The sequence below is a fragment of the Microbacterium sp. 8M genome (genome assembly GCF_902506375.1).
GTDB lineage: Bacteria > Actinomycetota > Actinomycetes > Actinomycetales > Microbacteriaceae > Microbacterium.
Map to the genome: position 1 here is coordinate 1,957,560 of NZ_LR733284.1, position 23,868 is coordinate 1,981,427.

24 protein-coding genes and 1 tRNA gene are annotated in these 23,868 nt (G+C 70.0%); 7 read left to right on the forward strand and 18 right to left on the reverse strand.

The window, feature by feature from the left end:
* Positions 1-9: 9 nt before the first annotated feature.
* The 3 genes from AERO9AM_RS09275 to AERO9AM_RS09285 form a co-directional block, all read right to left on the reverse strand.
* Positions 10-2,364 carry an ATP-binding cassette domain-containing protein gene (locus AERO9AM_RS09275; RefSeq protein ID WP_159575878.1) on the reverse strand — a complete coding sequence of 785 codons (2,355 nt, stop codon included), beginning with the start codon at positions 2,362-2,364 and terminating at the stop codon, positions 10-12.
* Positions 2,365-2,453: 89 nt separating this feature from the next.
* Entirely contained in the window at positions 2,454-2,864 is a 411-nt protein-coding gene (locus AERO9AM_RS09280) for a VOC family protein (RefSeq protein WP_159575879.1), read from the reverse strand.
* 10 nt (positions 2,865-2,874) lie between these two features.
* Positions 2,875-3,309, reverse strand: a complete 435-nt coding sequence (locus tag AERO9AM_RS09285; RefSeq protein WP_159575880.1) for a helix-turn-helix transcriptional regulator — start codon at positions 3,307-3,309, stop codon at positions 2,875-2,877.
* Between the two features lie 116 nt (positions 3,310-3,425).
* Between AERO9AM_RS09285 and AERO9AM_RS09290 the strand changes: the two genes are divergently transcribed.
* Positions 3,426-4,010: an HdeD family acid-resistance protein gene (locus AERO9AM_RS09290; protein ID WP_159575881.1), complete on the forward strand. Its 585-nt coding sequence runs from the start codon at positions 3,426-3,428 to the stop codon at positions 4,008-4,010.
* 58 nt (positions 4,011-4,068) lie between these two features.
* Here AERO9AM_RS09290 and AERO9AM_RS09295 read toward each other — a convergent pair whose 3' ends face one another.
* Positions 4,069-4,833 carry an SDR family oxidoreductase gene (locus tag AERO9AM_RS09295; RefSeq protein ID WP_159575882.1) on the reverse strand — a complete coding sequence of 255 codons (765 nt, stop codon included), beginning with the start codon at positions 4,831-4,833 and terminating at the stop codon, positions 4,069-4,071.
* A 134-nt stretch (positions 4,834-4,967) separates the two neighbouring features.
* Here AERO9AM_RS09295 and AERO9AM_RS09300 point away from each other — a divergent pair, with 134 nt between their 5' ends.
* From AERO9AM_RS09300 to AERO9AM_RS09315, 4 genes are all read left to right on the forward strand, one after another.
* Positions 4,968-5,444, forward strand: a complete 477-nt coding sequence (locus tag AERO9AM_RS09300; protein WP_236602559.1) for an NfeD family protein — start codon at positions 4,968-4,970, stop codon at positions 5,442-5,444.
* Positions 5,445-5,465: 21 nt separating this feature from the next.
* Positions 5,466-6,470 carry an SPFH domain-containing protein gene (locus tag AERO9AM_RS09305; RefSeq protein ID WP_159575883.1) on the forward strand — a complete coding sequence of 335 codons (1,005 nt, stop codon included), beginning with the start codon at positions 5,466-5,468 and terminating at the stop codon, positions 6,468-6,470.
* Positions 6,467-7,240, forward strand: coding sequence for a glycerophosphodiester phosphodiesterase family protein (locus AERO9AM_RS09310; RefSeq protein ID WP_159575884.1), 774 nt, complete (start codon positions 6,467-6,469; stop codon positions 7,238-7,240). Before AERO9AM_RS09305 ends, AERO9AM_RS09310 begins: the two co-directional genes overlap by 4 nt.
* A 154-nt stretch (positions 7,241-7,394) precedes the next feature.
* A complete protein-coding gene (locus AERO9AM_RS09315; protein ID WP_201298616.1) occupies positions 7,395-7,778 on the forward strand; it encodes an RNA polymerase-binding protein RbpA in 384 nt (127 codons plus the stop codon).
* Here the strand turns inward: AERO9AM_RS09315 and lnt are convergent.
* The 9 genes from lnt to AERO9AM_RS09360 are packed head-to-tail and all read right to left on the reverse strand — an operon-like array spanning position 7,775 to position 17,587.
* Positions 7,775-9,361 carry an apolipoprotein N-acyltransferase gene (lnt, locus tag AERO9AM_RS09320; protein ID WP_236602560.1) on the reverse strand — a complete coding sequence of 529 codons (1,587 nt, stop codon included), beginning with the start codon at positions 9,359-9,361 and terminating at the stop codon, positions 7,775-7,777. The two genes, AERO9AM_RS09315 and lnt, sit on opposite strands and share 4 nt — an antisense overlap.
* Positions 9,362-9,363: 2 nt before the next feature.
* Positions 9,364-11,838 (reverse strand): DEAD/DEAH box helicase, encoded by a 2,475-nt coding sequence (locus AERO9AM_RS09325; RefSeq protein ID WP_159575885.1) that lies wholly within the window; start codon positions 11,836-11,838, stop codon positions 9,364-9,366.
* Positions 11,835-12,590 (reverse strand): twin-arginine translocase subunit TatC, encoded by a 756-nt coding sequence (gene tatC / locus AERO9AM_RS09330; protein WP_159577466.1) that lies wholly within the window; start codon positions 12,588-12,590, stop codon positions 11,835-11,837. Before tatC ends, AERO9AM_RS09325 begins: the two co-directional genes overlap by 4 nt.
* A gap of 59 nt (positions 12,591-12,649) precedes the next feature.
* On the reverse strand, positions 12,650-12,937 hold the full coding sequence (gene tatA, locus AERO9AM_RS09335; RefSeq protein WP_159575886.1) for a Sec-independent protein translocase subunit TatA: 288 nt from the start codon (positions 12,935-12,937) through the stop codon (positions 12,650-12,652).
* A gap of 37 nt (positions 12,938-12,974) precedes the next feature.
* Positions 12,975-13,967: a helix-turn-helix transcriptional regulator gene (locus AERO9AM_RS09340; protein WP_328821159.1), complete on the reverse strand. Its 993-nt coding sequence runs from the start codon at positions 13,965-13,967 to the stop codon at positions 12,975-12,977.
* A complete protein-coding gene (locus AERO9AM_RS09345) occupies positions 13,964-14,950 on the reverse strand; it encodes a helix-turn-helix transcriptional regulator (protein ID WP_159575887.1) in 987 nt (328 codons plus the stop codon). Before AERO9AM_RS09345 ends, AERO9AM_RS09340 begins: the two co-directional genes overlap by 4 nt.
* Entirely contained in the window at positions 14,951-15,862 is a 912-nt protein-coding gene (locus AERO9AM_RS09350) for a hypothetical protein (protein ID WP_159575888.1), read from the reverse strand.
* A gap of 10 nt (positions 15,863-15,872) precedes the next feature.
* Complete coding sequence (locus AERO9AM_RS09355) at positions 15,873-16,904, reverse strand: tRNA (adenine-N1)-methyltransferase (RefSeq protein ID WP_159575889.1); 1,032 nt, start codon at positions 16,902-16,904, stop codon at positions 15,873-15,875.
* A complete protein-coding gene (locus tag AERO9AM_RS09360; RefSeq protein ID WP_268892359.1) occupies positions 16,901-17,587 on the reverse strand; it encodes an HAD family hydrolase in 687 nt (228 codons plus the stop codon). Before AERO9AM_RS09360 ends, AERO9AM_RS09355 begins: the two co-directional genes overlap by 4 nt.
* A 91-nt stretch (positions 17,588-17,678) precedes the next feature.
* Between AERO9AM_RS09360 and AERO9AM_RS09365 the strand changes: the two genes are divergently transcribed.
* Positions 17,679-18,530: a PAC2 family protein gene (locus AERO9AM_RS09365; RefSeq protein ID WP_159575890.1), complete on the forward strand. Its 852-nt coding sequence runs from the start codon at positions 17,679-17,681 to the stop codon at positions 18,528-18,530.
* Positions 18,531-18,588: 58 nt separating this feature from the next.
* Here the strand turns inward: AERO9AM_RS09365 and AERO9AM_RS09370 are convergent, their stop codons facing one another.
* Complete coding sequence (locus AERO9AM_RS09370) at positions 18,589-19,413, reverse strand: undecaprenyl-diphosphate phosphatase (protein WP_159575891.1); 825 nt, start codon at positions 19,411-19,413, stop codon at positions 18,589-18,591.
* Between the two features lie 59 nt (positions 19,414-19,472).
* A complete protein-coding gene (locus AERO9AM_RS09375; RefSeq protein ID WP_159575892.1) occupies positions 19,473-20,774 on the reverse strand; it encodes a M20/M25/M40 family metallo-hydrolase in 1,302 nt (433 codons plus the stop codon).
* Positions 20,775-20,883: 109 nt separating this feature from the next.
* Here AERO9AM_RS09375 and AERO9AM_RS09380 point away from each other — a divergent pair.
* Positions 20,884-20,968 (forward strand) — tRNA-Leu (locus AERO9AM_RS09380).
* An 87-nt stretch (positions 20,969-21,055) separates the two neighbouring features.
* Here AERO9AM_RS09380 and AERO9AM_RS09385 read toward each other — a convergent pair.
* From AERO9AM_RS09385 to AERO9AM_RS09395, 3 genes are all read right to left on the reverse strand, one after another.
* A complete protein-coding gene (locus tag AERO9AM_RS09385; RefSeq protein ID WP_159575893.1) occupies positions 21,056-21,265 on the reverse strand; it encodes a hypothetical protein in 210 nt (69 codons plus the stop codon).
* A 116-nt stretch (positions 21,266-21,381) separates the two neighbouring features.
* Positions 21,382-22,596 (reverse strand): S53 family peptidase, encoded by a 1,215-nt coding sequence (locus AERO9AM_RS09390; RefSeq protein WP_159575894.1) that lies wholly within the window; start codon positions 22,594-22,596, stop codon positions 21,382-21,384.
* A 138-nt stretch (positions 22,597-22,734) separates the two neighbouring features.
* Positions 22,735-23,844, reverse strand: coding sequence for a VIT1/CCC1 transporter family protein (locus tag AERO9AM_RS09395; RefSeq protein ID WP_159575895.1), 1,110 nt, complete (start codon positions 23,842-23,844; stop codon positions 22,735-22,737).
* Positions 23,845-23,868: the final 24 nt, after the last annotated feature.

Sequence of the window (23,868 nt, forward strand, 5' to 3'; positions counted from 1 at the left end):
CGCATCCCCTTACGCGCCCACGTAGGCGGCGAGGTGCTCACCCGTCACGGTCGACTTCGCCGCGACGAGATCCGCGGGCGTGCCCTCGTACACGATGCGCCCGCCGTCGTGCCCGGCCCCGGGTCCGACATCGATGATCCAGTCGGCGTGCGCCATCACGGCCTGGTGGTGCTCGATCACGATCACCGACTTGCCGGAATCGACGAGGCGGTCCAGCAGAGCGAGCAGATTCTCCACGTCGGCGAGATGCAGGCCGGTCGTCGGCTCGTCCAGCACATAGACATCGGCACCGTCGCCCATCTGCGTCGCGAGCTTGATGCGCTGGCGCTCACCGCCCGACAGCGTCGACAGCGGTTGGCCGAGCGACAGATATCCGAGCCCGACGTCCTCGAGCCGGCTCAGAATCGTGACCGCGGCGGGGATCTTCGCCTCTCCCCCGCGGAAGAACTCGTGCGCCTCTGCGACCGGCATGTCGAGGACCTCGGTGATGTCCTTCCCGGCGAGCTTGTAGTCGAGCACGGCCGCCTGGAAGCGCTTTCCGCCGCAGTCCTCACACGGGCTCTCCACCGTGTCCATGAAGCCGAGCTCGGTGATGATCACCCCAGCGCCCTTGCACGTGGGGCACGCGCCCTCGGAGTTCGCGCTGAACAGCGCGGGCTTCACGCCGTTCGCCTTCGCGAACGCCTTGCGGATCGGCTCGAGCAGCCCGGTATAGGTCGCCGGATTGCTGCGTCGCGATCCCTTGATCGCGGTCTGGTCGATCGAGACGACGCCCTCGCGCGGAGCGACCGAGCCGTGGATCAAAGAGCTCTTCCCGGATCCGGCGACGCCGGTCACGACCGTGAGCACAGCCAGCGGCACGTCGACGTCGACGTTCTGGAGGTTGTTCGTCGTCGCACCGCGCACCTCGATGGCCCCGGTGCGTTCGCGCACCTCGGGCTTCAGCGCGGCGCGATCGTCGAGATGCCGTCCCGTCAGGGTGCCGCTGGCGCGCAGACCGTCGACGGTGCCCTCGAAGCAGATCTCTCCCCCGGCGCTGCCCGCACCGGGCCCGAGATCGACCACGTGGTCGGCGATCGCGATGGTCTCCGGCTTGTGCTCGACCACGAGCACGGTGTTGCCCTTGTCGCGCAGCTGCTCCAGCAGCCGGTTCATGCGCTGGATGTCGTGCGGGTGCAATCCGATCGTCGGCTCGTCGAAGACGTATGTGACGTCGGTGAGCGACGATCCGAGGTGGCGCAGCATCTTGATCCGCTGCGCCTCTCCCCCGCTCAGCGTGCCGCTGGGCCGCTCGAGCGAGAGGTAGCCCAGGCCCAGGGTCACGAACGCGTCGAGGTTCGCCCGCAGGGCGTCGAGCAGCGGCCCGGCGCCCGGCAGATCAAGTCCGCGCACCCACGCCGCGAGGTCGGTGACCTGCATGCGGCACGCGTCGGCGATGCTCACCCCGTCGATCTTCGACGAGCGCGCGCCCTCCGTGAGTCGGGTGCCGTCGCACTCCGGGCACACCGCGAAGGTGGCGACGCGCTCCACGAAGGCGCGGATGTGCGGCTGCAGCGCGTCGATGTCCTTCGACAGCATCGACTTGGTGATCTTCGGGATCAGGCCTTCATAGGTGATGTTGATCCCGTTGATCTTGACCTTCGTCACCTCGCCATAAAGGAACAGGTGGCGCTGCTTCTCCGTGAACGTGGAGATCGGCTTGTCGGCCGGGTAGAAGCCGGATTCCGCGAACTGACGCACCATCCAGCCGTCGGCGGTGTAGCCCGGCACCATGATGGCGCCGTCGTTCAGCGACTTCGTCTCGTCCACGATCTGCGTGAGATCCAGATCCGACACCGCTCCCCTGCCCTCACAGCGCGGGCACATCCCGCCGAGGTAGATCGCGTCCTTGACGATCTTCTTCTCGCCGCCCGGGCCCGTCATCACGCCGCTGGCCTTCTGGGTGGGGATGTTGAACGAGAAGGCCGTGGGACCGCCGATGTACGGGGTGCCCAGCTTGGAGAAGAGGATCCGCAGCATCGCGTTCGCGTCGGTCACGGTGCCGACGGTCGAGCGCGGGTTCGCTCCCAGTCGCTCCTGATCCACGAGGATCGCCGTGGTGAGCCCCTCCAGCACGTCCACGTCGGGACGCGGCACGGACGGCATGAAGCCCTGCACGAACGCGCTGTAGGTCTCGTCGATCAGCCGGCGCGACTCCGCCGCGATCGTGTCGAACACGAGCGAGCTCTTGCCGGATCCGGAGACGCCGGTGAACACGGTCAGGCGCCGCTTCGGCAGCTCGATCGAGACGTCTTTGAGGTTGTTCTCGCGGGCGCCCTGCACCCTGATGATGTCATGGGTGTCGGCGATGTGCGGCTCGGTCATGCGCGGTCTTCTCCGTCTCGTGGGCGCGGAAGGGGCGGGACACAGACTAGCGGTGCCCGCCGACGCACCGGCGGGCACCGCGGGGCGGATCAGGCGACCTGCTGCAGGCGGATCATGTTGCCCGCAGGATCGCGGAACGCGCAGTCGCGGATCCCGTAGGGCTGATCGATGGGCTCCTGCACGACATCGGCCCCCCGGGCCTCGATCTCCGCGAAAGCCGCGTCCACGTTGGCCGTGGCGAGCACGACGCCCCCGTAGCTGCCCTTCGCCATGAGCTCCAGGATGGTGCGGCGCTCATCCTCGTTGATGCCGGGATCGACCGCCGGCGGCGTGAGCACGATGGAGGTGTCGGGCTGGTTCACCGGCCCGACCGTGAGCCACCGCATCTGCTGGTAGCCGACGTCCTTGCGGAGCTCCCAGCCGAGCACGTCGCGATAGAAGCGGAGGGACTCCTCGGCGTCGGTGTGCGGGAGGAAACTGGCGTTGATCGTGATGTCCATGACGCTCACGCTACGCGGGCGGATCCGCCGGGGCTTCTCGATTCCTGATCGGTCTCGTGGCCTGCTTCTCGATCCATGACGGGATCCCCGGTCCGAGGCCGGGATCGGCCCTGTAGCGGCTCGGCGAGACGCCGACGAGCTCGGAGAACCGCGTGCTGAACGTGCCCAAAGACTGGAACCCGACGGCGAAGCACGCCTCGGTCACGGACACATCGCCTCGGCGCAGCAGCGCCATGGCGCGCTCGATCCGGCGCGTCATGAGGTACGAGTACGGCGGCTCGCCGTAGACGAGCTTGAACTGCCGGCTCAGATGCCCCGCCGACATGTGCACACCGGCCGCGAGCGCTTCGACGTCGAGCGGCTGCGCGTACTCCCGGTCGATCCGATCACGCACCGAGCGCAGCGCCGCGAGATCGCGCAGGCGATCGTCGGCGGCGGGACTCATGTCTCGATCCTCGCATGTCGCGAGGGGGCGAACGCCCGCCTACCTGGCCTTTTCCGTACGCGGCGGTACAGTGAGCACATCCCCGTTCCCAGAGAATCCTCAGAAAGGGTCATCTCATGTCCGAAGCAGTTGCCGATGCGAAGAGCTTCGTGAAGTCGCTTCGCGTTTTCCTCGCCGTCTCCGGAGTCATCGCGCTCATCGCCGGCATCGTGATGCTGGTCTGGCCGGTGAAGACGGCTTTCGTCCTCACCGGCATCGTCGCCGCCTACCTGATCGTCGCCGGCATCGTCTACATCGGGCTCGGCATCTTCAGCGCCGGGCGGTCGGGCTGGGCGCGCCTCGGGCACATCGTCCTCGGCCTCCTCTACATCGTCGCCGGCGTCATCGCCTTCACGAACATCCAGGCGGCGGCGGTCGCCTTCGCGCTCGTGACGGTGATCTTCATCGGAGTCAGCTGGATCTTCGACGGCGTCGTCTCGCTGAGCCTCATCGGTCAGGACGGATCCAAGACCTGGACCCTGCTCTACGCGCTGCTCAGCATCGTCGCGGGCATCGCCGTGATCAGCCTCGGCCTCGCGGCCGTGCCGTTCTTCTGGATCTTCCTCGCGGTCTCGCTCGTGGTGCTCGGCGTCGCGCAGATCGTGCGTGCGATCACGATCGCGAAGGACGCCAAGGCCGTCGCGGACGCTGCAGGACTCTGACCAGCACGAGGAAGCGGTCCGGGGCGGCAGCGCTCCGGACCGCTTCCTCGTGTGCGGACTACTCGGCGACGAAGCCGCTGACGTCGCCGATCAGCCGGGTGTGGTCGGCGGGCACGGGCTCGACCGCGGCCTGCGCCACCTCGGCGGCGAACTCGGCGACGTTGTAGAGGCGTCCGGCCGACTCGCGGCGCTGCGAGATCGCGCCCGGGTTCGCCCGCTCGAGCAGGGTCGCTGTGATGGTGCCCTCGATCATGTCGCCCGACACGACGACGAACTCGACGCCCTGCGCCTCGATCGTCGGGATCAGCTCGCGCAGCGCGTCCTCGCCGGCGCGCTTGGACAGTGCGACGGGCTCGTACTCCGGCATGGTCGGCGTGGTCCGGATGAAGTGCGCCTGATGGCTCGTGACGAAGACGATGCGCCCGCCGTCGCGCAGCAGCGGAAGAGCGGTCTGGAGCACGTTGACCTGCGCGTCGCGGTTGAGCCGGAGCGCGTAGTCCTCCCCCATGTTCGCCTCCATGCCGCCGGACGCGTTGAGGACGAGGATGTCGAGCCCGCCGAACTCCGACTTCACCGCGTCGAACATGTCGGCGACCGACGCAGGGTCGGTGAGGTCGGCGCCGACGACGAGCGCACGGCGTCCCAGCGCGCGGACCTCGGCGGCGAGCTTCTCCGCACGCGGAGCCTTGTTGCGGAAGTTGATGACCACGTCGGCGCCGGCCTCAGCGAAGTAGCGGATCGTGTCGGCGCCGATGCCGCGGGAGGAACCGGTGACGAGGGCGATCTTGCCGGTCAGCGAATCGGCGGGAAGGGTCTGAGACACGAGGACTCCTCGAGAGCATGCGCCGGGGCGCGCGGGTGGGACGACATCACCCTACCAACCCGCGTGATTCCGCGGTGCGCGGCGTGGAATCGCTTTCCCAGCGTCGTGATAGGTTGGCAAAAAGAAGGGGCGGTATGGACACGATCCTGCAGATGTTCCAGGACTGGGCGTGGATCGGCTGGCTGGTCCTCATGGTCCTGTTCTTCGTCATCGAGATCTTCACTCTCGACATGACGTTCCTCATGCTCGGCCTGGGTTCGGCGGTGGGCCTGCTCTCCACGCTCACCGGCTGGCCCGTCTGGGTCCAGGTCATCATCGCCGCCCTCGCGGCGGTGCTGTTCATCTTCCTGCTGCGGCCGCCGCTGCTGCGGCGTCTGCATCGCGGCGAGGATCAGACCCGCTCCAACGTGGACGCGCTGATCGGCCTGCACGGCACGGTCCTGCTGGAGGTCACCTCGCTCACCGGCCAGGTCAAGCTCAGCAACGGCGACACCTGGACCGCCCGCCTCGCCTCGGAGGCACCCGTCGTCGCTCCTCTGGCGCCCGGCGCGCCGGTGACCGTGGAGCGGATCGAGGGCGCCACCGCGTACGTCCGTTCCGCCCACGACTAGGAGAAACAGGAGCAGCCCTTCATGGACAGTGCGTCCTTCATCCCCACCGCCATCGGGTGGATCCTGGCGATCGCCGTCATCATCTTCGTGCTGGTGACGATCGCGCGATCGGTCAGGATCATCCCGCAGGCCACGGCCGGCATCGTCGAGCGTCTCGGCAGGTACCACAAGACCCTCTCCCCCGGTCTGAACCTGCTGGTCCCGTTCATCGACCGCCTGCGTCCGCTCATCGACATGCGCGAGCAGGTCGTGTCGTTCCCGCCGCAGCCGGTGATCACGGAGGACAACCTCGTCGTGTCCATCGACACGGTCGTGTACTTCCAGGTGACCGATGCGCGCGCCGCGACCTACGAGATCGCGAACTACCTCGGCGCCGTGGAGCAGCTCACCACGACCACCCTGCGCAACGTCGTGGGCGGCCTGAACCTCGAGGAGGCGCTGACCAGCCGCGACAACATCAACGGCCAGCTGCGGATCGTGCTCGACGAGGCGACCGGCAAGTGGGGCATCCGCGTCTCACGCGTCGAGCTCAAGGCGATCGACCCGCCCGTGTCGATCCAGGACTCGATGGAGAAGCAGATGCGTGCGGAGCGCGATCGCCGCGCCGCCATCCTGACCGCCGAGGGCACCAAGCAGTCCCAGATCCTCGAAGCCGAGGGCCAGCGCCAGGCGGAGATCCTGCGCGCCGAGGGCGAGAAGCAGGCGGCGGTGCTGCGGGCCGAGGGTGAGGCGGAGGCGATCCAGAACGTCTTCAACGCCATCCATCAGGGCCAGCCGGACGACAAGCTGCTCGCGTACCAGTATCTGCAGATGCTGCCCAAGATCAGCGAGAGCGCGTCGAGCAAGCTGTGGATCATCCCCAGCGAGTTCACCGAGGCGCTGAAGAACTTCGGAGGCGCCTTCACCCCGGGCGCCGGCGGATCCACGCCGTTCACGCCGAAAGCACCCGCGAGCCCGGCGGTGCCGTCGACGCGCGCCGAGGCCGCGGCTGCCGCCCAGGCGCCGAGCGCCGACGGCACCGCGTGACGCACCCGTATTTCGAGGGCGCCGCAGCGCCGCGAGTCCTCGCCCACCGCGGTCTGGTGCGCGAGGACTCGTCCGTGTTCGACAACTCCGCGCTCGCCCTCGCGGCGGCGGACGCCGCCGGCGCAGAGTACGTGGAGACCGACTGCCGCGCCACGTCCGACGGCGACGCGGTCCTCTTCCACGACGAGACGCTGCAGCGGCTGCTCGGCGATCCGCGCCCCGTCGCGGAGGTCAGCACGAAGGAGCTCGCGGACCTGTTCGCCGCCCACGGCGGGCTGCTCACCCTCGGCGAGGCGCTCGAGGCGTTCCCCGCGCTGCGGTTCAACGTCGACGTGAAGGCGCGGGCCGCCGCCGCGGACGTCGGGCGCGCGGTCGCCCGGCACGGACACCGCGTGCTGCTCACGAGCTTCGACGACCGCAACCGCCGAGCCGCCCTGGAAGCGGCGCACGACGCCGGCGCCGAGGTCCTCCCGTCCTCGTCCGGCGGCCGCACCACGATCGCGCTGCTGCTCCTGGCGTCGGCGCTGCGCCTGACCCGGTGGTCGCGGCGCATCCTGCGCGGCGTCGACGCGGTGCAGATCCCGGAGCGATACGGGGCCCTGCGGGTGTTCACCCCGGCGCTCGTCCGAGCCGCGCATGACGCCGGCGTCGAGGTGCACGTGTGGACCGTGAACGACCCCGACCGGATGCGCGCGCTGGTCGCCGCCGGCGCCGACGGGATCGTCACCGACCGTGCCGATCTCGCGATCGCGGCACTGCACCCCCGCTGAGACGCGGTCGCGGGATCTGCCGTACTCGGTCCCAGATCCAGCGCCCCGGCCGGCGGGGCTGGGTATCGACTGTGAAAGCGTTCACGGTTTGCTCCCTTCGCACCTTCTGCACAGCCCGGGCCGCTATACCTGAGGGCGACGAGAGGACCACACAATGGCAGATCGCAGCCTTCGAGGAATCCGACTCGGCGCCCAGAGCCTTCAGAGCGAAGAGGGCGTCGTGTTCATGGAGCGCACGCAGACCGCTTACACCTGCGACACCTGCGGCCACGTGACCACCCTGATGTTCGCGGCGGACGCCGAGCCGCCGGCCACCTGGGAGTGCCGCGCGTGCGGCGCGGAAGCGCGCCTGCAGATCGACGGCAAGCCCGTCGAGGTCGAGGACAACGGCGACAAGAGCGGCCGCACCCACTGGGACATGCTGCTGGAGCGCCGCACCCGTGCCGAGCTGGAGGAGCTCCTGGAGGAGCGCCTCGCCTTCATCCGCGCGCGCCGCGGTGCGGGCGACGACCCCACTCGCGAGCGGATCGGCGCCTAAGCACCGGAACGGGCCCGACGCACGCGCGCCAGCCCGCCCGCCACGCAGAGCGCGAGCAATCCGCCCCAGAGCAGGACCTGCTCGATCCACGGGCCGAGCATCACCCCCGCCGTCGCCCCGGTGCGCAGTTCGACATCGTCGAGCAGCGCACCGGGGCGATCTGCGTGCAGGGAGGCCTGCGTCGAGCCATCGGGCCGGATCACCTGACTCGTGCCCACTGTGGAGATGTTGACCACGGTGCGGCCGGTCTCGATGGCGCGCATCCGGGCGATGCCGAGCTGCTGCAGGTTCTCCACCGTGCCGCGGAAGTCGGCGTTGTTGGTCTGGAACACGAGCACCTGCGCTCCCCCGCCGATGCCCTCGGCGATGAGCTCGTCGTAGATCACGTCGAAGCAGATCGCCAGGCCCACGGGAGTCTGCCCGACCCGCACGATCGGCGCGTCCGCACCCGGGGTGTAGCCCCGCCCGATGAGCCCGATCAGGTCGGGAGCGAGCGCGTAGTAGAACGCGCGGTCGGGCACGTACTCGCCGAACGGCACCGGATGGCGCTTCGCGTGTGTCTGCACGTCGCTCCGGGTGAGGGCACCATGATCCGTGGCCGGCCACAGGAACGAGGTGTTGAAATACGCCTCGCCCTTCTGGGTGGCGGCGTTCGCCAGGATCGGCGCCCGCACGTTGGCCGCGACCTCGTCCAGGCCGTCCGCGAGCGCCGGATCCTGGAAGGGATCCCCGTCCAGCCCTCCCTCGGGCCAGACCAGCAGGTCCATGCGCTTGCCGTACAGGGACTCGGTGGCCGAGGTCTGCGCGTTCAGCACGGACAGGGGTGCGCGCTGGTCGAAGTACCCGGTGGGTCCGTTCCCCTGCACGGCGCCGATGCGCATCGTGCCGTGCGCGGCGGTCGGGAACGCCGGAAGGAACACGAGCAGCGCCGCGAGGGCTGCCGGAAGCACGAGCCCGCCGACGCGGAGAGGCCGGCCCGACCGCGCGAGCTCCACGAGGAGCGCGATCAGCAGCACGAGAACGAACCCGAGCCCGCTGATCCCGATCCAGCTGGAGACCCGCGCCGCGCCCGTGTTCGACAGCGTGTAGGCGATCCTCGCCCAGGGGAAGCCGCCGTACGGCCAGTTGCCGAGGAACAGCTCCCGACCCACCCACAGTGCGGCGACGACGAGGGAGAGCATGAGCGAGCGCACGAAGCCGGGGCGGATCACCCGCGGGATCCAGCGGTATGCCAGCGTCACCGGGATCAGAGCGACCGCGGTCAGCAGACCCTCCAACAACGCCAGGGCGAGCCACGGAATCGGCCCCAGATAGCGCGCCGTCCATGACACCAGGATCAGGAAGAACACGGCGCCGTACACGAAGCCGACGAGCAGCGCGGAACGGATCCGCCGCCCCATCAGGGCGAACAGCAGCAGCGCCACCCCGGGGACCGTCGCGATCCACACCGACGGCGAGGGGAAGGCCAGGTTCATGAGGCCGCCGGCACCTGCCGCAGCGACGACGGCGGCCCAGAGCGGCAGCGGTGGACGCGAGGGTTCTGACCCGGCGCGGGCGCGGGGTGCGGCGACAGAGGCGGTCACGGTCACATCGAGGAGTAGGCGACGATGCCGCGGCGCACGCCGTCCAGCGCGGCACGGGCGGTGCGGGCGGTTTCGGCATCGGGCGCCACGATGGAGAGCTGGTCCAGGAGGTCGATGGTCTGCTTCGCCCAGCGCACGAAGTCGCCGGCCGCCATGTCCGCGTCCTCCAGGACGGCGTCGAGCGAGCTCCCCCGGGCCCAGGCGTGCATCGCACCGGACAGGGCGGCCGACGGACGGTCGGATCCGGGAAGGCGGTTGTCGTGCTCGAGGTCGTCGAGCTCGGCCCAGAGCTCCTGCGTGCGCTCCCACGCGATGCGGAAGCGCCCGCGCGGCAGATCACGGGGGTCCGCGGATCCGTCGTCGCGGCGCGGCTCGTACACGAGCGCGCAGGCCATCGCCGCGAGGGACGGCGCGTCCAGCCCGTGCCACAGTCCGCGCCGCAGGGACTCGGCGACGAGGAGGTCGCGCTCCCCGTAGATGCGCTGCATGGTGCGGCCGGCGTCGGTGAGCGTGAGGTGGTCTCCGCTCCCCTGCACGTAGCCGACCTCGGTGAGCACGTCGATGACGCGGTCGAACACGCGCGCCACGGTGCCGGTGCGGTTCTCGATCTGCTTCCGGATCCGGTCGGTCTCGCGCTTGAGCTTCCAGTAGCGCTCCGCCCAGCGCGCATGCGCCTCGCGATCCGGGCAGCGGTGGCAGGCGTGGCGCTGCATCTCCCGCCGGAGGGACTCGATCCGGCGCAGCCGCTTGTCGCGCACCGTACGCGGCGCCTGCTGATCGGAGCGGTTCTTCTTCTCCAGGTCGCTCAGCTCGCGCCGGATCCCGGAGTACTCCGTGAAGTCCCCTCGGTCGCAGGTCATGGAGGCGAGGTAGCCCTCGAGCGACGTCTCGGCCTCGCGGACGCTGCGTGCGAGGCCCACGACGGCGCGGTCGGCCTGGAACTGCGCGAACGACGACTCCAGGATCTCGCGGGAGCGGTTGCGGCCGAACCGGTCCAGCAGGTTCACGGCCATGTTGTACGTCGGCCGGAAGCTCGAGTTCAGCGGGTAGGTGCGGCGCGAGGCGAGCGCGGCGACGGCCTGCGGATCCATCCCCTCGGTCCACTGCACGACCGCGTGCCCCTCGACGTCGATGCCGCGGCGACCCGCCCGGCCGGTCAGCTGCGTGTACTCGCCCGAGGTGATCGCGACGCGCGCCTCGCCGTTGAACTTCTCCATGCGCTCCAGCACGACGGTGCGGGCCGGCATGTTGATGCCCAGGGCGAGGGTCTCGGTGGCGAAGACGACCTTCAGCAGCCGCTGCTGGAACAACTCCTCGACGATCTCCTTGAACGCCGGCAGGAGTCCGGCATGGTGGGCCGCGACGCCGCGCTCGAGGTTGTCCAGCCAGTCCCAGTAGCCGAGCACCGCGAGATCCTCGTCGCGCAGCGTGCGCACCCGGTCCTCGACGATCGCGCGGATCTCCTGCCGCTCCTCGGCGGTGGTCAGGCGCAGACCCGAACGGCGCACCTGCGTCACCGCCGAGTCGCAGCCGACGCGGCTGAAGATGAAGAAGATCGCCGGCAGCAGATTCGCGCGGTCGAGCAGCTCCACGACCTGGGGGCGGTCCAGCCGTTCTATCCGGCGTACGTTGGCGGAGCGCACGGGTCGCTTGCCGCCCCGCTGCGGCCGCCGGCCCTGGGCGCCCGCGTGCCGGGCGCTGCGGTACTGCTGGGCGTCGCGGTTGCGCTCGAAGTTCGCCCCGCCGAAGGAGCGGATCCGCAGCAGCTCCTGGTTGACCTGCGCCGTGGCGATGCCCGCGCGGTCGTCGAACAGCGGGAGCAGGTCGTCGCGCACCAGCACGTGCTGCTCGAGCGGCACCGGCCGCGTCTCCGACACGATGACCTCGGTGCCTCCGCGGACGGTATCCAGCCAGTCGCCGAACTCCTCCGCGTTGGAGACGGTGGCGCTCAGCGCGACGAGCCGCACGCTCTGCGGCAGATGGATGATGACCTCTTCCCAGACGGCTCCGCGAAAGCGGTCGGCGAGGTAGTGCACCTCGTCCATGATCACGTAGCGCAGGTCGTCGAGCGCCCGCGAGTCCGCGTAGATCATGTTGCGCAGCACCTCGGTGGTCATCACCACGATGCGGGCGGAGCCGTTGATGTTGACGTCTCCGGTGAGCAGGCCCACCTCGTCCGCGCCGTACACGTCGACGAGCTCGCGGAACTTCTGGTTGGACAGCGCCTTCATCGGCGTCGTGTAGAACGCCTTCTCGGACGCGGTCGACATCGCCAGGTGGATGGCGAACTCGCCGACGATGGTTTTGCCGGCCCCGGTGGGCGCGGCGACGAGCACACTGCTGCCGCGCTCGAGCGCATGACAGCCCTCGATCTGGAACGGATCCAGCTGGAAGCGCTGCATGGCCGCGAACGCGGTCGTGGCGGGGTAGTCCTGAGCGGCGCGGGCGGCGGCGTAGCGATCCGCCGGCGACGTCATACCGTGGACTCCTCGAGGAACTCCTGCTGCCGCTTGTGCTTGCGCCGGTCGAACAGCAGCGAAAGCCCGGCCGCGGCGAAGTACAGCACGATGAGGATCCCGGCGAGCATGAGCATGCTGACCACGTCGGCGGCCGGCGTGGCGAGGGCCGCGAATAGGCAGGCGATCAGGATCGCGATCCGCCATGCCTTCAGGATCGCCCGGCCGGACATGATGCCGGCGAAGTTCAGCGCCACGAGGAAGACCGGGATGATGAACGAGATCCCGATGACGAGCATCAGCTTGAAGACGAAGTCGTAGTAGTCCTGGGCGTTGTACAGGTTCGCCGCGCCCTTCGGCGTGAAGCCCCACATCAGCTCCACGATGTGCGGCATGACCAGCACGCCCACATAGCAGCCGGCGAAGAAGAGCGGCACCGCGGAGGCCACGAAGCCCACCGTGTACCGGATCTCCTTCCGCGTGAGGCCGGGCATGATGAACGCCCAGATCTGCCACAGCCAGATCGGAGCGGACAGGAAGATGCCGATCGAGAACGCGATCCGCATCCGCATGTCGAAGGCGGCCGTCACCGTGCCGAAGTTGAGCGCCGCGAAATCATCGCCGCGCTCCGCCGCCACCTGCCGGATCGGCTCGGTGACGAAGGAGATGATCGGGTCCGTGACGAGGAACGCCACGATCATCCCGAGGAGCAGCGCGGCGGCAGAGATGACCAGCCGCTTGCGAAGCTCCACGAGATGCCCCGCGAGGGGCATGGTGCTGTCGCGACGCGGCTTGCGGCCCTTCGTCGCGGGTGACACGTCGGTCACGCCTGTCAGCGCTGGGTACCGGCGTCGTGCGGCGGGGTGACGGCCGTGGTGTCAGCGGAGGTGTTCTGCGTCTGCGTCGGCAGTGCGGTCGTGGCCGGCGCCTGGGTGGATGCCGCGGCGTCGTTCGCGGAGGCTGCCGCGTCCTCCTCCTTCATGGCCTTCATCTCACCCTTGAAGACGCGGGCGGACTGGCCCATGCTCTTCGCGAGTGCGGGAAGCTTGGCCGCGCCGAACAGGAGCAGGATGACGGCGAGGATGATGACGAGGTGCCATCCGTTGAGCCCGGCGAACATGATGATCTCCCTTGATGGTTCGGGTGTTCCGCACAGTCTATCGTGACGGCGGAGTGGTTTGTTCGGAGTACAGCGCAAGCGCAGCATTCGCCCAGTCGCGCGCCGCGCAGCGCGCCGCGGACGGCTCCAGGATCTCGACGGCGCCGCCGAACCGGGCCGCCAGCCGCTTCAGGCTGAGCGGGTCGCCCACATGCAGCGTCGCCGTCATCTCTGCGTCCGCGACCGTCACGTCGGCCCGGTTCAGATAGTCCCGCAGCAGCGGGGCCAGGCGCTCCGGGAAGCGGATCACGGCCTCGTCGCTCTCCGTGTCGCCGGCGAACAGCTCGGGCACGGGCTCGTCGCCGTGCGTGATCGGGATGTCGGTCAGGTGGGGCTCGCTGACGCGATCGAGGTGGAACGTGCGCATCGCGCGTCGCAGATGGCACCAGCCCTGCAGGTACCACTGCCCGTTCGTGATGAGGACCGTGACCGGGTCCACGGTGCGCGTCGTCGGCTCGGCATCCGGCGCGCGGTAGGTGAACGCCACGGCCACGCGCTGCTTCAGTGCCGTCGCGACCACGGTGCGCACCTCGTCGACGGGGCCCGGGGCGACGATGACGTCGGCCGGCAGGCCGGCTGCCCCGCGTGAGAGCTTCGCGATGAGGCCCTGCACCACGGCCGACGATGCGACGCCGGGCACCGCCGAGGCGAGCTGCAAGCCCGCCACGAGGGCGGCTGCCTCGCGTGCGGTGAACTTCGGCACGCGGCGCAGTCCCACATCGTTGGTGATCTCGATGATGCCCTGCTCGTCGAGCAGATCCCAGTTGATGTCGAACAGCTCCTGCGGCGCCTGCCAGTACCCCTCGTCGCCGGGCAGCCCGATCACGGTGAGCTTCTCGACCATCGCCCGCATCTGCGCCTCGGACATGTCGAACTCCGCCGCGGCCTCGGCCAGCGACACCTCACCGCGCTCGAGCAGATACGGGACGAGCGTCAGGTAGGCACGCACACGATCGGAGCTGAGCAGGGGCTTGCGCTGCGGGGCCATCATTCGCCGCCCTTCGACTCGGCGTGCGCGGAAGCCGTCGCCTTCAGACGCGCGATCACGGCCTCACGCAGCAGCGCGGGCTCGACCACGCGCACCTCAGGGCCGTATGAGGCGAGCTCGTCGGCGAGGATGTGCAGGTCCACGTACGGCACGCGGATCCCCTGCACGGCCGGCTCGGCGCGGCGCCCCAGCCGGAGCGCCGCCTCGGTTCCCGGAGTGACCTCGAGCAGTGCCGAATGCGCCGCCGCGACCGCCTGCAGACTCGCCAGCGCACGCTCGCCGGCGCCCTCACGCAGCTCGGCGGGGAACGCCTCGGAGGTCACGGTCACATCGCCCACGATGCGGGTGAGCAGGAACATCCGGTCCCCCGCGGCGTCGATGTCGCGTCCGAACACATGCCAGCGCGCCTCGTACTCGACCAGGGCGAGCGGCTGCACGCGGCGTCGCCGAGGCGCCTCCTCCCCCGGCTTCAGGTAGTCGAAGGAGACGACGACGCTGCGCTCGATCGCGCCCTGCAGCGGAGCGAACGCCGCATCACGCGCCGTGATCCGCGGAGCGAAACCGATGATCGGCTCGTCCACGTCGATGCCGAGAGCGCGGATCTTGCGCACTCCTGCCTGGGCATCCGCCGACAGCGACTCCTCGCTCCACACGCTGCCCGCGAGCCGCAGCACGGCGAGCTCGGCGGGGGTGAACTCGATGTCGACCGGAAGGTCGTATTCCGCCTTCGGAATGCGATAGCGCGCCTCGCGGAGGTCGTTCGGATCCGTGTGGTCGCCGAGGGTCTCGATCGGGATGCCGAGGGCCCGGAGCTCCTCCTTGTCCCGCTCGAACATCTTGTCGAGCGCGTCCGCCTTGCCTTCGGACCGCTGCCGGTACCCGGAGACAGAGGCGAGGATCTGCTGCTTCGTCAGGCCGATCTCCGTCGCCATGAGCGCCACGACGAGATTCGTCAGGCGCTCCTCCGCGGGGATCCGTGCCGCCATCTACTGCCCCGAGGACAAGGAGGCGGCCGAGTCCACACCGAGGATGTCGACGACGATCGCCTGAGTGCCGTTGCCGTCCGAGCCGGTGCTCTGGCTCGTGCCGGCGGGCGGGATCACCAGGAGCACCTGGGATCCGACCGTCTGACCCTCGAGCTCCGAACCGGAGATCGCCATGGACTGCGAGTCCCAGGTAGACTTCAGCACCTTGCGGGTGTCCCAGTCCACGCTGGTGAACTGCACCCGGAGCACGTCGCTCTTCTTCACCTTCGCGCCGTTGCCCCGGATGAGGGTCTGCGTCACCTGCTTCGCGGGCTTCTTGGCGTCGGGGATGATGACGCCGGGACGGCCGTCAGGAGCGCGCACCACGGTCGGCAGGCCGAGCGCATCGTTGTAGACCAGCGACCCCTCGGCGTGCGGGAGGAAGACCTTCTGCACGTCGACGACCGCGACCGCCGCGTCCTCGGCGACGGTGCGCGCCGGGAACCCGACCAGCAGGCGGGATCCCGCCTTGGCACATCCCAGGGCGTCGCCGATGCCCTTGAGCTGGCCGTCCCACATGGTGATGTCGGCGACCTGGGTGGACCCGTCGAAGCCGGTGCTGCCGAGCGATTCGCCCGTCTTGGCGTCGTAGAGCGCCACATCGATGACGAACGGCTGGTTCTTCGCGGTGATCGCGGATCCCTTGCCGGTGATGAGATCGTCGACGCTGGACGCAGGCACCTTGGTGGGCGACGCGAACGTCACCCGCGGCGCCGAGCCGAATTCGCCCTTCACCGTGACCGAGTTCGTGAGCGCGGACGAGGTCGGCTTCGCCGAGCACGCCTGGCCCTCGTAGGAGGGGCCGGCAGAGCAGCCGGCCAGGGCGAGGGCGGCGAGGCCGAGGGTGATCAGAGCAGCGGCAGTCTTACGCACGCGCTCCAGTCTATGCGGACGGATCCCCGGGCTCGGTCCCTTCGGCGTCCGCGTCGCGCGACGCGGCGAGCCGTGCTCCTCCCGCAGCCCGCTGCGCCTCCCGGACGCGCTTGCGCAGGTTCTTGTCCGTGATCTCCCGGTCGCCGACCGCCCCCGGGGTCCACAGCTCCACATCCTCGTCGCCGTAGGTGGCCTTCTTCGCCGCGCGGCGCTTCACGTCGGGCGGGATCGCGCCCGGCGCGAGCCGGCGCGCGGTGATGAGGAACCCGGTGTGCGCGACCATGCGGTGGTCGGGGCGCACGGCCAGACCCTCCACGTGCCAGCCGCGCACCATGGTCTCCGACGCCTCGGGCTCGGTGAACAGCCCGGTGCCGCGCACGTACTCTGCGACGCGCGACAGCTGAGTGGCGGTCGCCACGTAACAGAGCACGACGCCGCCCGGTGCGAGCGCGTCGGCGACGACGTCGATGCACTCCCACGGCGCGAGCATGTCGAGCACGACGCGGTCGACCGTGCCCGCCCCGAACTCGGCGGGCAGCGCCTCCTGCAGGTCGCCCACGACGACGCGCCACGACTCGGGCAGCTCGCCGAGGAAGGTCTCCACGTTGGCGGTGGCCACCTCGGCGAAATCCTCCCGGCGTTCGAAGGAGACCAGACGCCCGGTGGGACCGATCGCGCGCAGCAGCGAGAGCGACAGCGCCCCGGAGCCCACGCCGGCCTCGACCACGGTCGCACCGGGGAAGATGTCGGCCTGCGTCACGATCTGGGCCGCATCCTTCGGGTACACGATCGCCGCGCCCCGCGGCATCGACATCACGAAGTCGCGCAGCAGCGGGCGCAGCGCCAGGTACTCGTGGCCGGAGCTGTTCGCCACGACGGATCCGTCCGGCAGCCCGATCAGGTCGCGGTGCCGCAGCACGCCGTGGTGCGTGTGCAGCTCGCCGTCCGCACGCAGCGTGACCGTGTGCATGCGTCCCTTGGGACCGGTCAGCTGCACGCGATCGCCCTCGCGGAACGGCCCGCTCGGCCGCTGCGCGGTCACAGCGCGGCCTCCGCCCGGGCGGAGCGCACACGCGCGAACTCGGCGATGAGGTCATCGACGCCGCGCCCCGAGAGCGTGTCCCAGAGGACGTCGGCGCCCAGGCCGTCCAGGTCGACGATGTGCGGGATGCCGATGGTCACGGCTCGCGCCGACAGCGCGGCCTGCAGGCCCGTGGGCGAGTCCTCGAGCGCGACGGCGTGCGCGATGTCGACGCCGAGCGCGTCGGCGGCCTGCAGGTACGGGTCCGGGAACGGCTTGGGGCGCTGGACGTCGTCGCCGCCGACGATCACGTCGAAGGCGTCGAAGCCGATCAGGGAGACGATGTCCTCGGCCATCCGGCGCAGCGACATGGTCACGAGCGCCGTGGGCACGCCCTCGGCGCGCAGCGCACGCAGCAGCTCCTTCGCACCGGGGCGGAACGGCACACCGTCCTGCTGCAGGCGCACGCGGACCCGCTCGGTCAGCTCATCGACGATCTCCTGGGCGCCCATCCGCACGCCCGCGCCCTGCAGAATGATCGCGCTGTCGATCAGGCCGTTGCCGACCAGCTGCAGCGCCTGCTCGTGAGTCCAGGTGCCGCCGAACGATTCGACGAGATCGGTCTCGGCGTCCATCCAGTACGGTTCGGTGTCGACAAGGGTTCCGTCCATGTCCCAGAGGACCGCGCGAGGATGCTGATTCACTCCCCCATCGTACCGGCGTACCGCCTCCCGCCCCGTGGCAGGACTAGCCTGGACGGAACACGCGGCGCGGGCCGCCGCAGGAAGGAACACTGTGCAGGTACTCGGATCCCGGATCCTCGTCGCCGCCTTCGACGGCTGGAACGACGCGGGTGAGGCCGCGTCCGGCGCCGCCGAGCAGATCGACGACGGCGGCTACGAGCTCGTGCACACGGTGGACCCCGAGCTGTACTTCGACTATCAGTGGGCACGTCCGACCGTGGAGCGCGACCAGGACGGAAACCGTCGTCTGCGCTGGCCCTCGGCGCGGATGCAGCGGCCGACGAGCGTCCCGGACGACGCGGAGCCGCGCCTCTGGCTGCTGACCGGCACCGAGCCGGCGCGCGCCTGGCAGGCTTTCAGCGCCGAGTTCATCGACGCCGCCCTGAGCGAGGACATCACCGGCTTCGTCACCCTCGGCGCGATGCTCTCGGACGTGCCGCACACGCGCCCGATCTCGATCTTCGCCTCGAGCGAGAACGCCGAGGTGCGCGAAGCCCTGGGAATCGAGCGCTCGACCTATGAGGGCCCGATCGGGATCCTCTCCGCCCTCGATCACGCCGCCGAGCAGGCCGGCATCCCGGCACTCTCGCTCTGGGCCAACGTGCCGCACTACGTGCAGACCGGCGGCGCATCGCCCAAGGCGACGCTGGCCCTGCTGGACCGCCTGCACGAGGTGACCGGCGTGGACGTCCCCCGCGGCACGTTGGCCACCGAGGCCGCGATGTGGGAGGCGACCATCGACGCCGCCGCCGCGGAGGACGAGGAGATGGCCGCCTACATCGCGCAGCTGGAGGCCAAGCGCGACACCTGGGACTCGCCGGACGCCTCGGGCGAGGCGATCGCGCAGGCCTTCGAGCGGTTCTTCCGCCGCAACGGCGAGGGCCCGGGCGACCACAAGCGCTGAGCTGCGGCCGTCGGACCGTCCGGCCCTTCGACAGGATCCGGGACCCCTGCCGGCCGGGTCAGGGCTTGATCACGCCCATCGCCAGCAGCACGATCAACACCACGCCGAGCAGGATCCGGTAGATCACGAACGGCAGGAAGCTGCGCTGCGAGATCCAGCGCATGAAGAACGCGATGACGCCCAGCCCGACGACGAACGCGATGCCGGTCGCGGCGAGGGTCTCCCCCGCGGAGAACACGCTCGGCTCGCCGATGCTCTTCACCGCCTGGTAGACGCCGGATCCGAAGACCGCGGGGATCGCGAGCAGGAACGCGTAGCGGGCGGCGGCCTCGCGTTCGTACCCGAGCAGGAGACCCGCGGTGATCGTGCCGCCCGAACGCGACACTCCGGGGATGAGCGCGAGCGACTGCGCGAGGCCGTACACCACGCCGTGTCCCACGGTCAGGTCCTTCAGGGTGCGCCGGCGGGCCCCGATCGCGTCGGCGACGCCGAGCAGCACGCCGAACACGATGAGCATGATCGCGACGAGCCACAGCGACCGGAACACGGTCTCGATCTGATCCTTGAAGACCAGCCCCAGCACCACGATCGGGATGCTGCCGATGATGATCAGCCAGCCCATCCGCGCGTCCGGGTCGTTCCTCGGGATCCGCCCGAGCAGCGCCGACCACCAGCGACTGACGATGCGCACGATGTCGCGCCAGAAGAACACGACCACGGCGGCCTCGGTGCCGATCTGCGTGATCGCGGTGAACGCGGCGCCGGGGTCCTGAGCACTCGGGAGGAATGCTCCGACGATGCGCAGGTGCGCGCTGGAGGAGATCGGCAGGAACTCGGTGAGTCCCTGAACGATGCCCAGGAAGATGGCTTCGAGAAGGTGCATGGATCGCTTTCGCTTCGGGCGCGTGCTCGCGCGGTCAGTCGGATGGGCGGGCGCCGTGCTCAGTAGGTGCGCAGCAGATCGGTCAGGACGCGCTGACCGAACACCAGCGAGTCGATCGGCACGCGCTCGTCGACCCCGTGGAACATGCCGGTGAAATCGAGGTCCGCGGGCAGCTTGAGCGGTGCGAAGCCGTAGCCGGTGATGCCGAGGGACGCGAGCGCCTTGTTGTCGGTGCCCGCGCCGAGCAGGTACGGGATCACCGGCACCCCGGGGTCGTGCCGGCCGAGCGCAGCGACCATGGCGTCGACGAGGTCGCCGGCGAAGGGGGTCTCCATCCCGATGTCCTGCACCACCATCTCGAGCTCGATGTCGTCGCCGACGAGGTCGCGGAGCTGCGCCAGCACGTCGTCCTCCTGGCCGGGCACCACGCGCACGTCGATGAGGGCTTCGGCGCGCTCGGGGATGACGTTGTGCTTGTACCCGGCCTGCAGCACGGTGGGGTTCGTCGTGGTGCGCAGCGTCGAGCGCAGGAACGCCTCCGCAGGACCTGCGGTGGCGGCCAGCGCGTCGGGGTCGTCCACGGGCAGACCCGTGAGCGCGCTCATGCGGTCGAGGAACTCGCGCGTGGTGTCCGTGAGCTGGATCGGCCACGATGTGCGTCCGATCGCCGCGACCGCCGCGGCGAGCTTGGTGACGGCGTTCTCGGGATGGAAGCGGCTGCCGTGTCCGGCGCGCCCCTTGGCGATCAGCCGGATCCACATCAGCGCCTTCTCGCCCACCTGGAGCAGATAGGCGCGACGGTCGCCCACGGGGATGGAGTAGCCGCCGACCTCGCTGATCGCTTCGGTGGCGCCGGCGAACCACTCGGGACGGTCCTGCACGACCAGGGTGGAGCCCTCCACACCGCCGTTCTCCTCGTCGGCGAAGAACGCCAGGACGAGGTCGCGTTCGGGCTGCTCCCCCGCTCGCAGGATCTCGGCGACGGACGTGAGGATCAAGGCGTCCATGTTCTTCATGTCCACCGCGCCCCGGCCCCACAGCATGCCGTCGCGCACGACGCCGGCGAACGGGTCGACGCTCCAGTCATCGGCCATGGCGGGCACGACGTCGAGGTGCCCGTGCACGACGAGCGCCGGCTTGTCGCGGTTGCGGCCGGGCACCCTGGCCGTAACGTTCGTGCGGCGGGCGATCGGCTCGTAGTACTCGGGCGCCAGTCCCAGGGATTCGAGGTAGGCGCCGACGTACTCCGCGGCCTCCCGTTCGCCCTTCGCGTCCCCGCCGCCGAAGTTGGAAGTGTCGATACGGATGAGCTCTGCGGCGATCCGCGCGACCTCGGGAAGTTCGGCATCCGGCTGGGGCATGCGACAAGGCTATCGAACCCGTACGACGCGCCCGACGTGCATCCTGGTTCGAGGGGGCCCTCGGAACGTGATAGTGTCATTCCTCGGTTGGAAACAGCCGAAAACACCAGCGCGGGTGGCGGAATAGGTAGACGCGCTAGCTTGAGGTGCTAGTGCCCGCATAGGGCGTGGGGGTTCAAGTCCCCCCTCGCGCACAGAACGACGAAGGCTCGGATCGCAAGATCCGGGCCTTCTTCGTTTCGGTGATCCGCCGCTCAGATGGGGGCTTCGTCCGAGTCCGGCTACTCCGGGGCGATCACTCCGATGCCCTGGGCGCGGTGGCTCGGCTCGGGTTCCTCCTCCCGTGCGCTCTGCGGCGCCTTCGGCTCCTCGTCGACGTCCTTCTCGGTGCTGGGCTCCTGCAGCTCCGAAGCGGTCGGCTCCTCCGGCCGATCCTCTTCCGGGCGCGTCTGCGGATCCCGCTCGCCGCTCTCGTCGTGCGTATCGCTCATCCCCTGGCCTCCTATCCTGGTGTCCGGTTCCAGGGTGCGGGCGGAGAAGGGGTGAGGCCAACGGGTTGACAAGGGCCCCACCCCCACCTGGGCGACGGATCACTCGCCGCCCTGATTCAGAAGCCGGTGGTGCCCTTCGGGGTGCCGAGGCCCGTGGGGCCGTCCCAGCCCGCACCCGCGGTGCACAGCACCGTGACGGTGCACGAGCCGTTGCTTCCGGACGTGACGTCGTTGAACGCCGCGGATCCGGCCGCGTAGAGCACGTCGTTGGAGTAGCCCGACGGCGCCCCGGCCAACGCGAACACCGACGCGATCAGGGGCGACGACAGCGAGGTGCCGCCGTACTGCGCCCAGCTCGAGTTCTTGCGCGACGTCGGCGCGTACACGGCGAGGCCCGTGTTCGGGTCCGCCACCGCGGAGACGTCTGCCATGGCCCGCTTCGCGCAGCCCGTCGCACCGGGATTCTGCCCGGTGGGTGCGAGGTTCAGGGTCGAGCATCCGGAGCCGGCGCCGCTCCACGCCGTCTCCGACCAGCCGCGCGCGTTCGCGGTCGTGGTGAGCGAGGTCCCTCCCACGGCCGTCACGTATCGCGAGCTCGCCGGGTAGGACGGCCCGGTGAAGCCGTTGTCACCCGTCGACGCGGTCACCGCGATGCCCGGGTGGTTGTAGTACCCGCCGTAGGTCGAATCGGCGAGATCGCCGGAGGATCCGTAGGAGTTCGAGATGGCGGTCGCACCGAGCCGGGCAGCCGTGTTCACCGCCGTGCCGAGGTCGGACAGAGAACTCGATGAGGCCTGGACGAGGAGGATCCTGCAGTCCGGACATGCGGCGGAGACGGCGTCCAGATCCAGCGCCTGCTCATCGGCCCAGCCGAGGTTGAAGGCGGGCAGGCGCGAGCCGCCGTTCTGATCGACGATCGTGAGGCATCCCGACGCCACGGTGCACGCCGGCAGGTGGAACGTGGACCGGTAGGCGGCGAGGTCCCGCTCCGCGTTCGGATAGCCGTACGCATCGACGATGGCCACGGTGCGGCCCTGCGCCGACAGTCCTGAAAGTCCATACGCCGACTGGATGTCCGCGGGGGTCTTGCCGCTCACGCTCGCCGCGGCGCCGGCTCCGCCGTCGGCGCGGAACGGGTCCACCGGAGCATCCTGCGCGTCGACGAGCAGTTCCGCCAGGCACGAAGCCGACCCGGGGGCCGCGGTCGCGCAGACACGCTTCCCGTGCTCGCCCGTATGAGGACTCGCCTGTGCAGGAGCGGCGACGACGGCGGCACCGCCGAGGACGAGGCTCGCCACGACGGCGAGACGCAGGGACGTACGGAGTTTCACGATCGGTATCTCCTTCGATACGACGTCGATATCTGGACGCGCACCAATATATGAGCCGCATCGCCATCATGCCGGTATTCCGACTACGGAGAACGGGGTGTCGTCGCATCGACGTCCTCGGCCGACCGCAGACCTCGATCAGCCGGCGCTGACTCCGAACAGAAGGCCCAGCGCGTAGGTGACCGCCGCCGCCCCGAAGCCGATCGCGAGCTGGCGCAGTCCGCGGCGCAGCGGCGGACCCCCGGAGAGCACGCCGACCGTGGCACCCGTGCTCAGCAGCGCGATGCCGACGAGCACGAGGGCCACGACGATCGCCGGGGTGCCCTGCATGCCGAAGATCCACGGCAGCACGGGCACGATGGCGCCCGAGGCGAAGAGCAGGAAGCTCGAGATCGCGGCCGGCCAGGCGTTCCCGACGATCTCGTGCTCGTCTCCGTCGTCCGCCGCGACCCGCAGCGGCCCGGTGGCGCGCTGGGCGAGCCCCGCCTTCGCCGCGCTGACGACACGGCGCGCGCGTTCCAGCGCCTCCTCGGAATCCATGCCGCGCGCACGGTAGACCAGTGCGAGCTCGTTCTCGTCCAGATCCAGGTCGCTCGCCGTCGCGGCGCCGTGCCCGTTCTCCTGGGTCGCCTCCAGCAGCTCGCGTTGCGAACGCACCGACACGAACTCACCCGCGCCCATCGAGAGCGCCCCCGCGAGAAGCCCGGCGAGACCGCTGAAGAGCACGAACCCGCTGCCCGCGCCGGTCGCCCCGATGCCGAGCACGAGGGCGAGGTTGCTCACGAGCCCGTCGTTCGCGCCGAACACGGCGGCACGGAAGGATCCGGACAGCTGCCGGCGTCCGCGCGCGGCGAGTCCGCGCACGACCTCGAAGTGCACCTTCTCATCGGCGCGCATCGCGGGCGTGGCGTACGCCTCGGAGTCGTACGGGGAGCGCGCCTCGGCGCTCTGGGCGAGCGCCAGCACGAAGATGGATCCGAAGCGACCCGCCATCCAGCCGAGCACCCGCGTGCGCAGGCCCGGCCGGGGCAGCCGCGCCGGCTCCCCGCCGAGAAGTTCCAGCCAGTGCGCCTCGTGGCGGCCCTCCGCGGCGGCGAGCTCGAGCAGGATCTCCCGCTCCTCGCCCTCGCGCCGTGCCGCGAGCTGCTCGTACACGTGAGCCTCCGCACGCTCCTCGACGAGGTAGCGCGACCAGCGCCGGCGGTCGGCTGCCGTGGGCGCGGCGGGCACGGGGGCAGGGGTGTTCATCGGCGTCCTTCGGGATCGGGGGCC

Excerpts from the sequence above, each read along its gene's own strand:
- AERO9AM_RS09275 (WP_159575878.1), bottom strand. The coding sequence starts at position 2,364 with ATGACCGAGCCGCACATCGCCGACACCCATGACATCATCAGGGTGCAG.
- AERO9AM_RS09280 (WP_159575879.1), bottom strand. The coding sequence starts at position 2,864 with ATGGACATCACGATCAACGCCAGTTTCCTCCCGCACACCGACGCCGAG.
- AERO9AM_RS09285 (WP_159575880.1), bottom strand. The coding sequence starts at position 3,309 with ATGAGTCCCGCCGCCGACGATCGCCTGCGCGATCTCGCGGCGCTGCGC.
- AERO9AM_RS09290 (WP_159575881.1), top strand. The coding sequence starts at position 3,426 with ATGTCCGAAGCAGTTGCCGATGCGAAGAGCTTCGTGAAGTCGCTTCGC.
- AERO9AM_RS09300 (WP_236602559.1), top strand. The coding sequence starts at position 4,968 with ATGGACACGATCCTGCAGATGTTCCAGGACTGGGCGTGGATCGGCTGG.
- AERO9AM_RS09305 (WP_159575883.1), top strand. The coding sequence starts at position 5,466 with ATGGACAGTGCGTCCTTCATCCCCACCGCCATCGGGTGGATCCTGGCG.
- AERO9AM_RS09315 (WP_201298616.1), top strand. The coding sequence starts at position 7,395 with ATGGCAGATCGCAGCCTTCGAGGAATCCGACTCGGCGCCCAGAGCCTT.
- AERO9AM_RS09325 (WP_159575885.1), bottom strand. The coding sequence starts at position 11,838 with ATGACGTCGCCGGCGGATCGCTACGCCGCCGCCCGCGCCGCTCAGGAC.
- tatC (WP_159577466.1), bottom strand. The coding sequence starts at position 12,590 with ATGCCCCTCGCGGGGCATCTCGTGGAGCTTCGCAAGCGGCTGGTCATC.
- tatA (WP_159575886.1), bottom strand. The coding sequence starts at position 12,937 with ATGTTCGCCGGGCTCAACGGATGGCACCTCGTCATCATCCTCGCCGTC.
- AERO9AM_RS09340 (WP_328821159.1), bottom strand. The coding sequence starts at position 13,967 with ATGATGGCCCCGCAGCGCAAGCCCCTGCTCAGCTCCGATCGTGTGCGT.
- AERO9AM_RS09345 (WP_159575887.1), bottom strand. The coding sequence starts at position 14,950 with ATGGCGGCACGGATCCCCGCGGAGGAGCGCCTGACGAATCTCGTCGTG.
- AERO9AM_RS09370 (WP_159575891.1), bottom strand. The coding sequence starts at position 19,413 with ATGCACCTTCTCGAAGCCATCTTCCTGGGCATCGTTCAGGGACTCACC.
- AERO9AM_RS09375 (WP_159575892.1), bottom strand. The coding sequence starts at position 20,774 with ATGCCCCAGCCGGATGCCGAACTTCCCGAGGTCGCGCGGATCGCCGCA.
- AERO9AM_RS09385 (WP_159575893.1), bottom strand. The coding sequence starts at position 21,265 with ATGAGCGATACGCACGACGAGAGCGGCGAGCGGGATCCGCAGACGCGC.
- AERO9AM_RS09395 (WP_159575895.1), bottom strand. The coding sequence starts at position 23,844 with ATGAACACCCCTGCCCCCGTGCCCGCCGCGCCCACGGCAGCCGACCGC.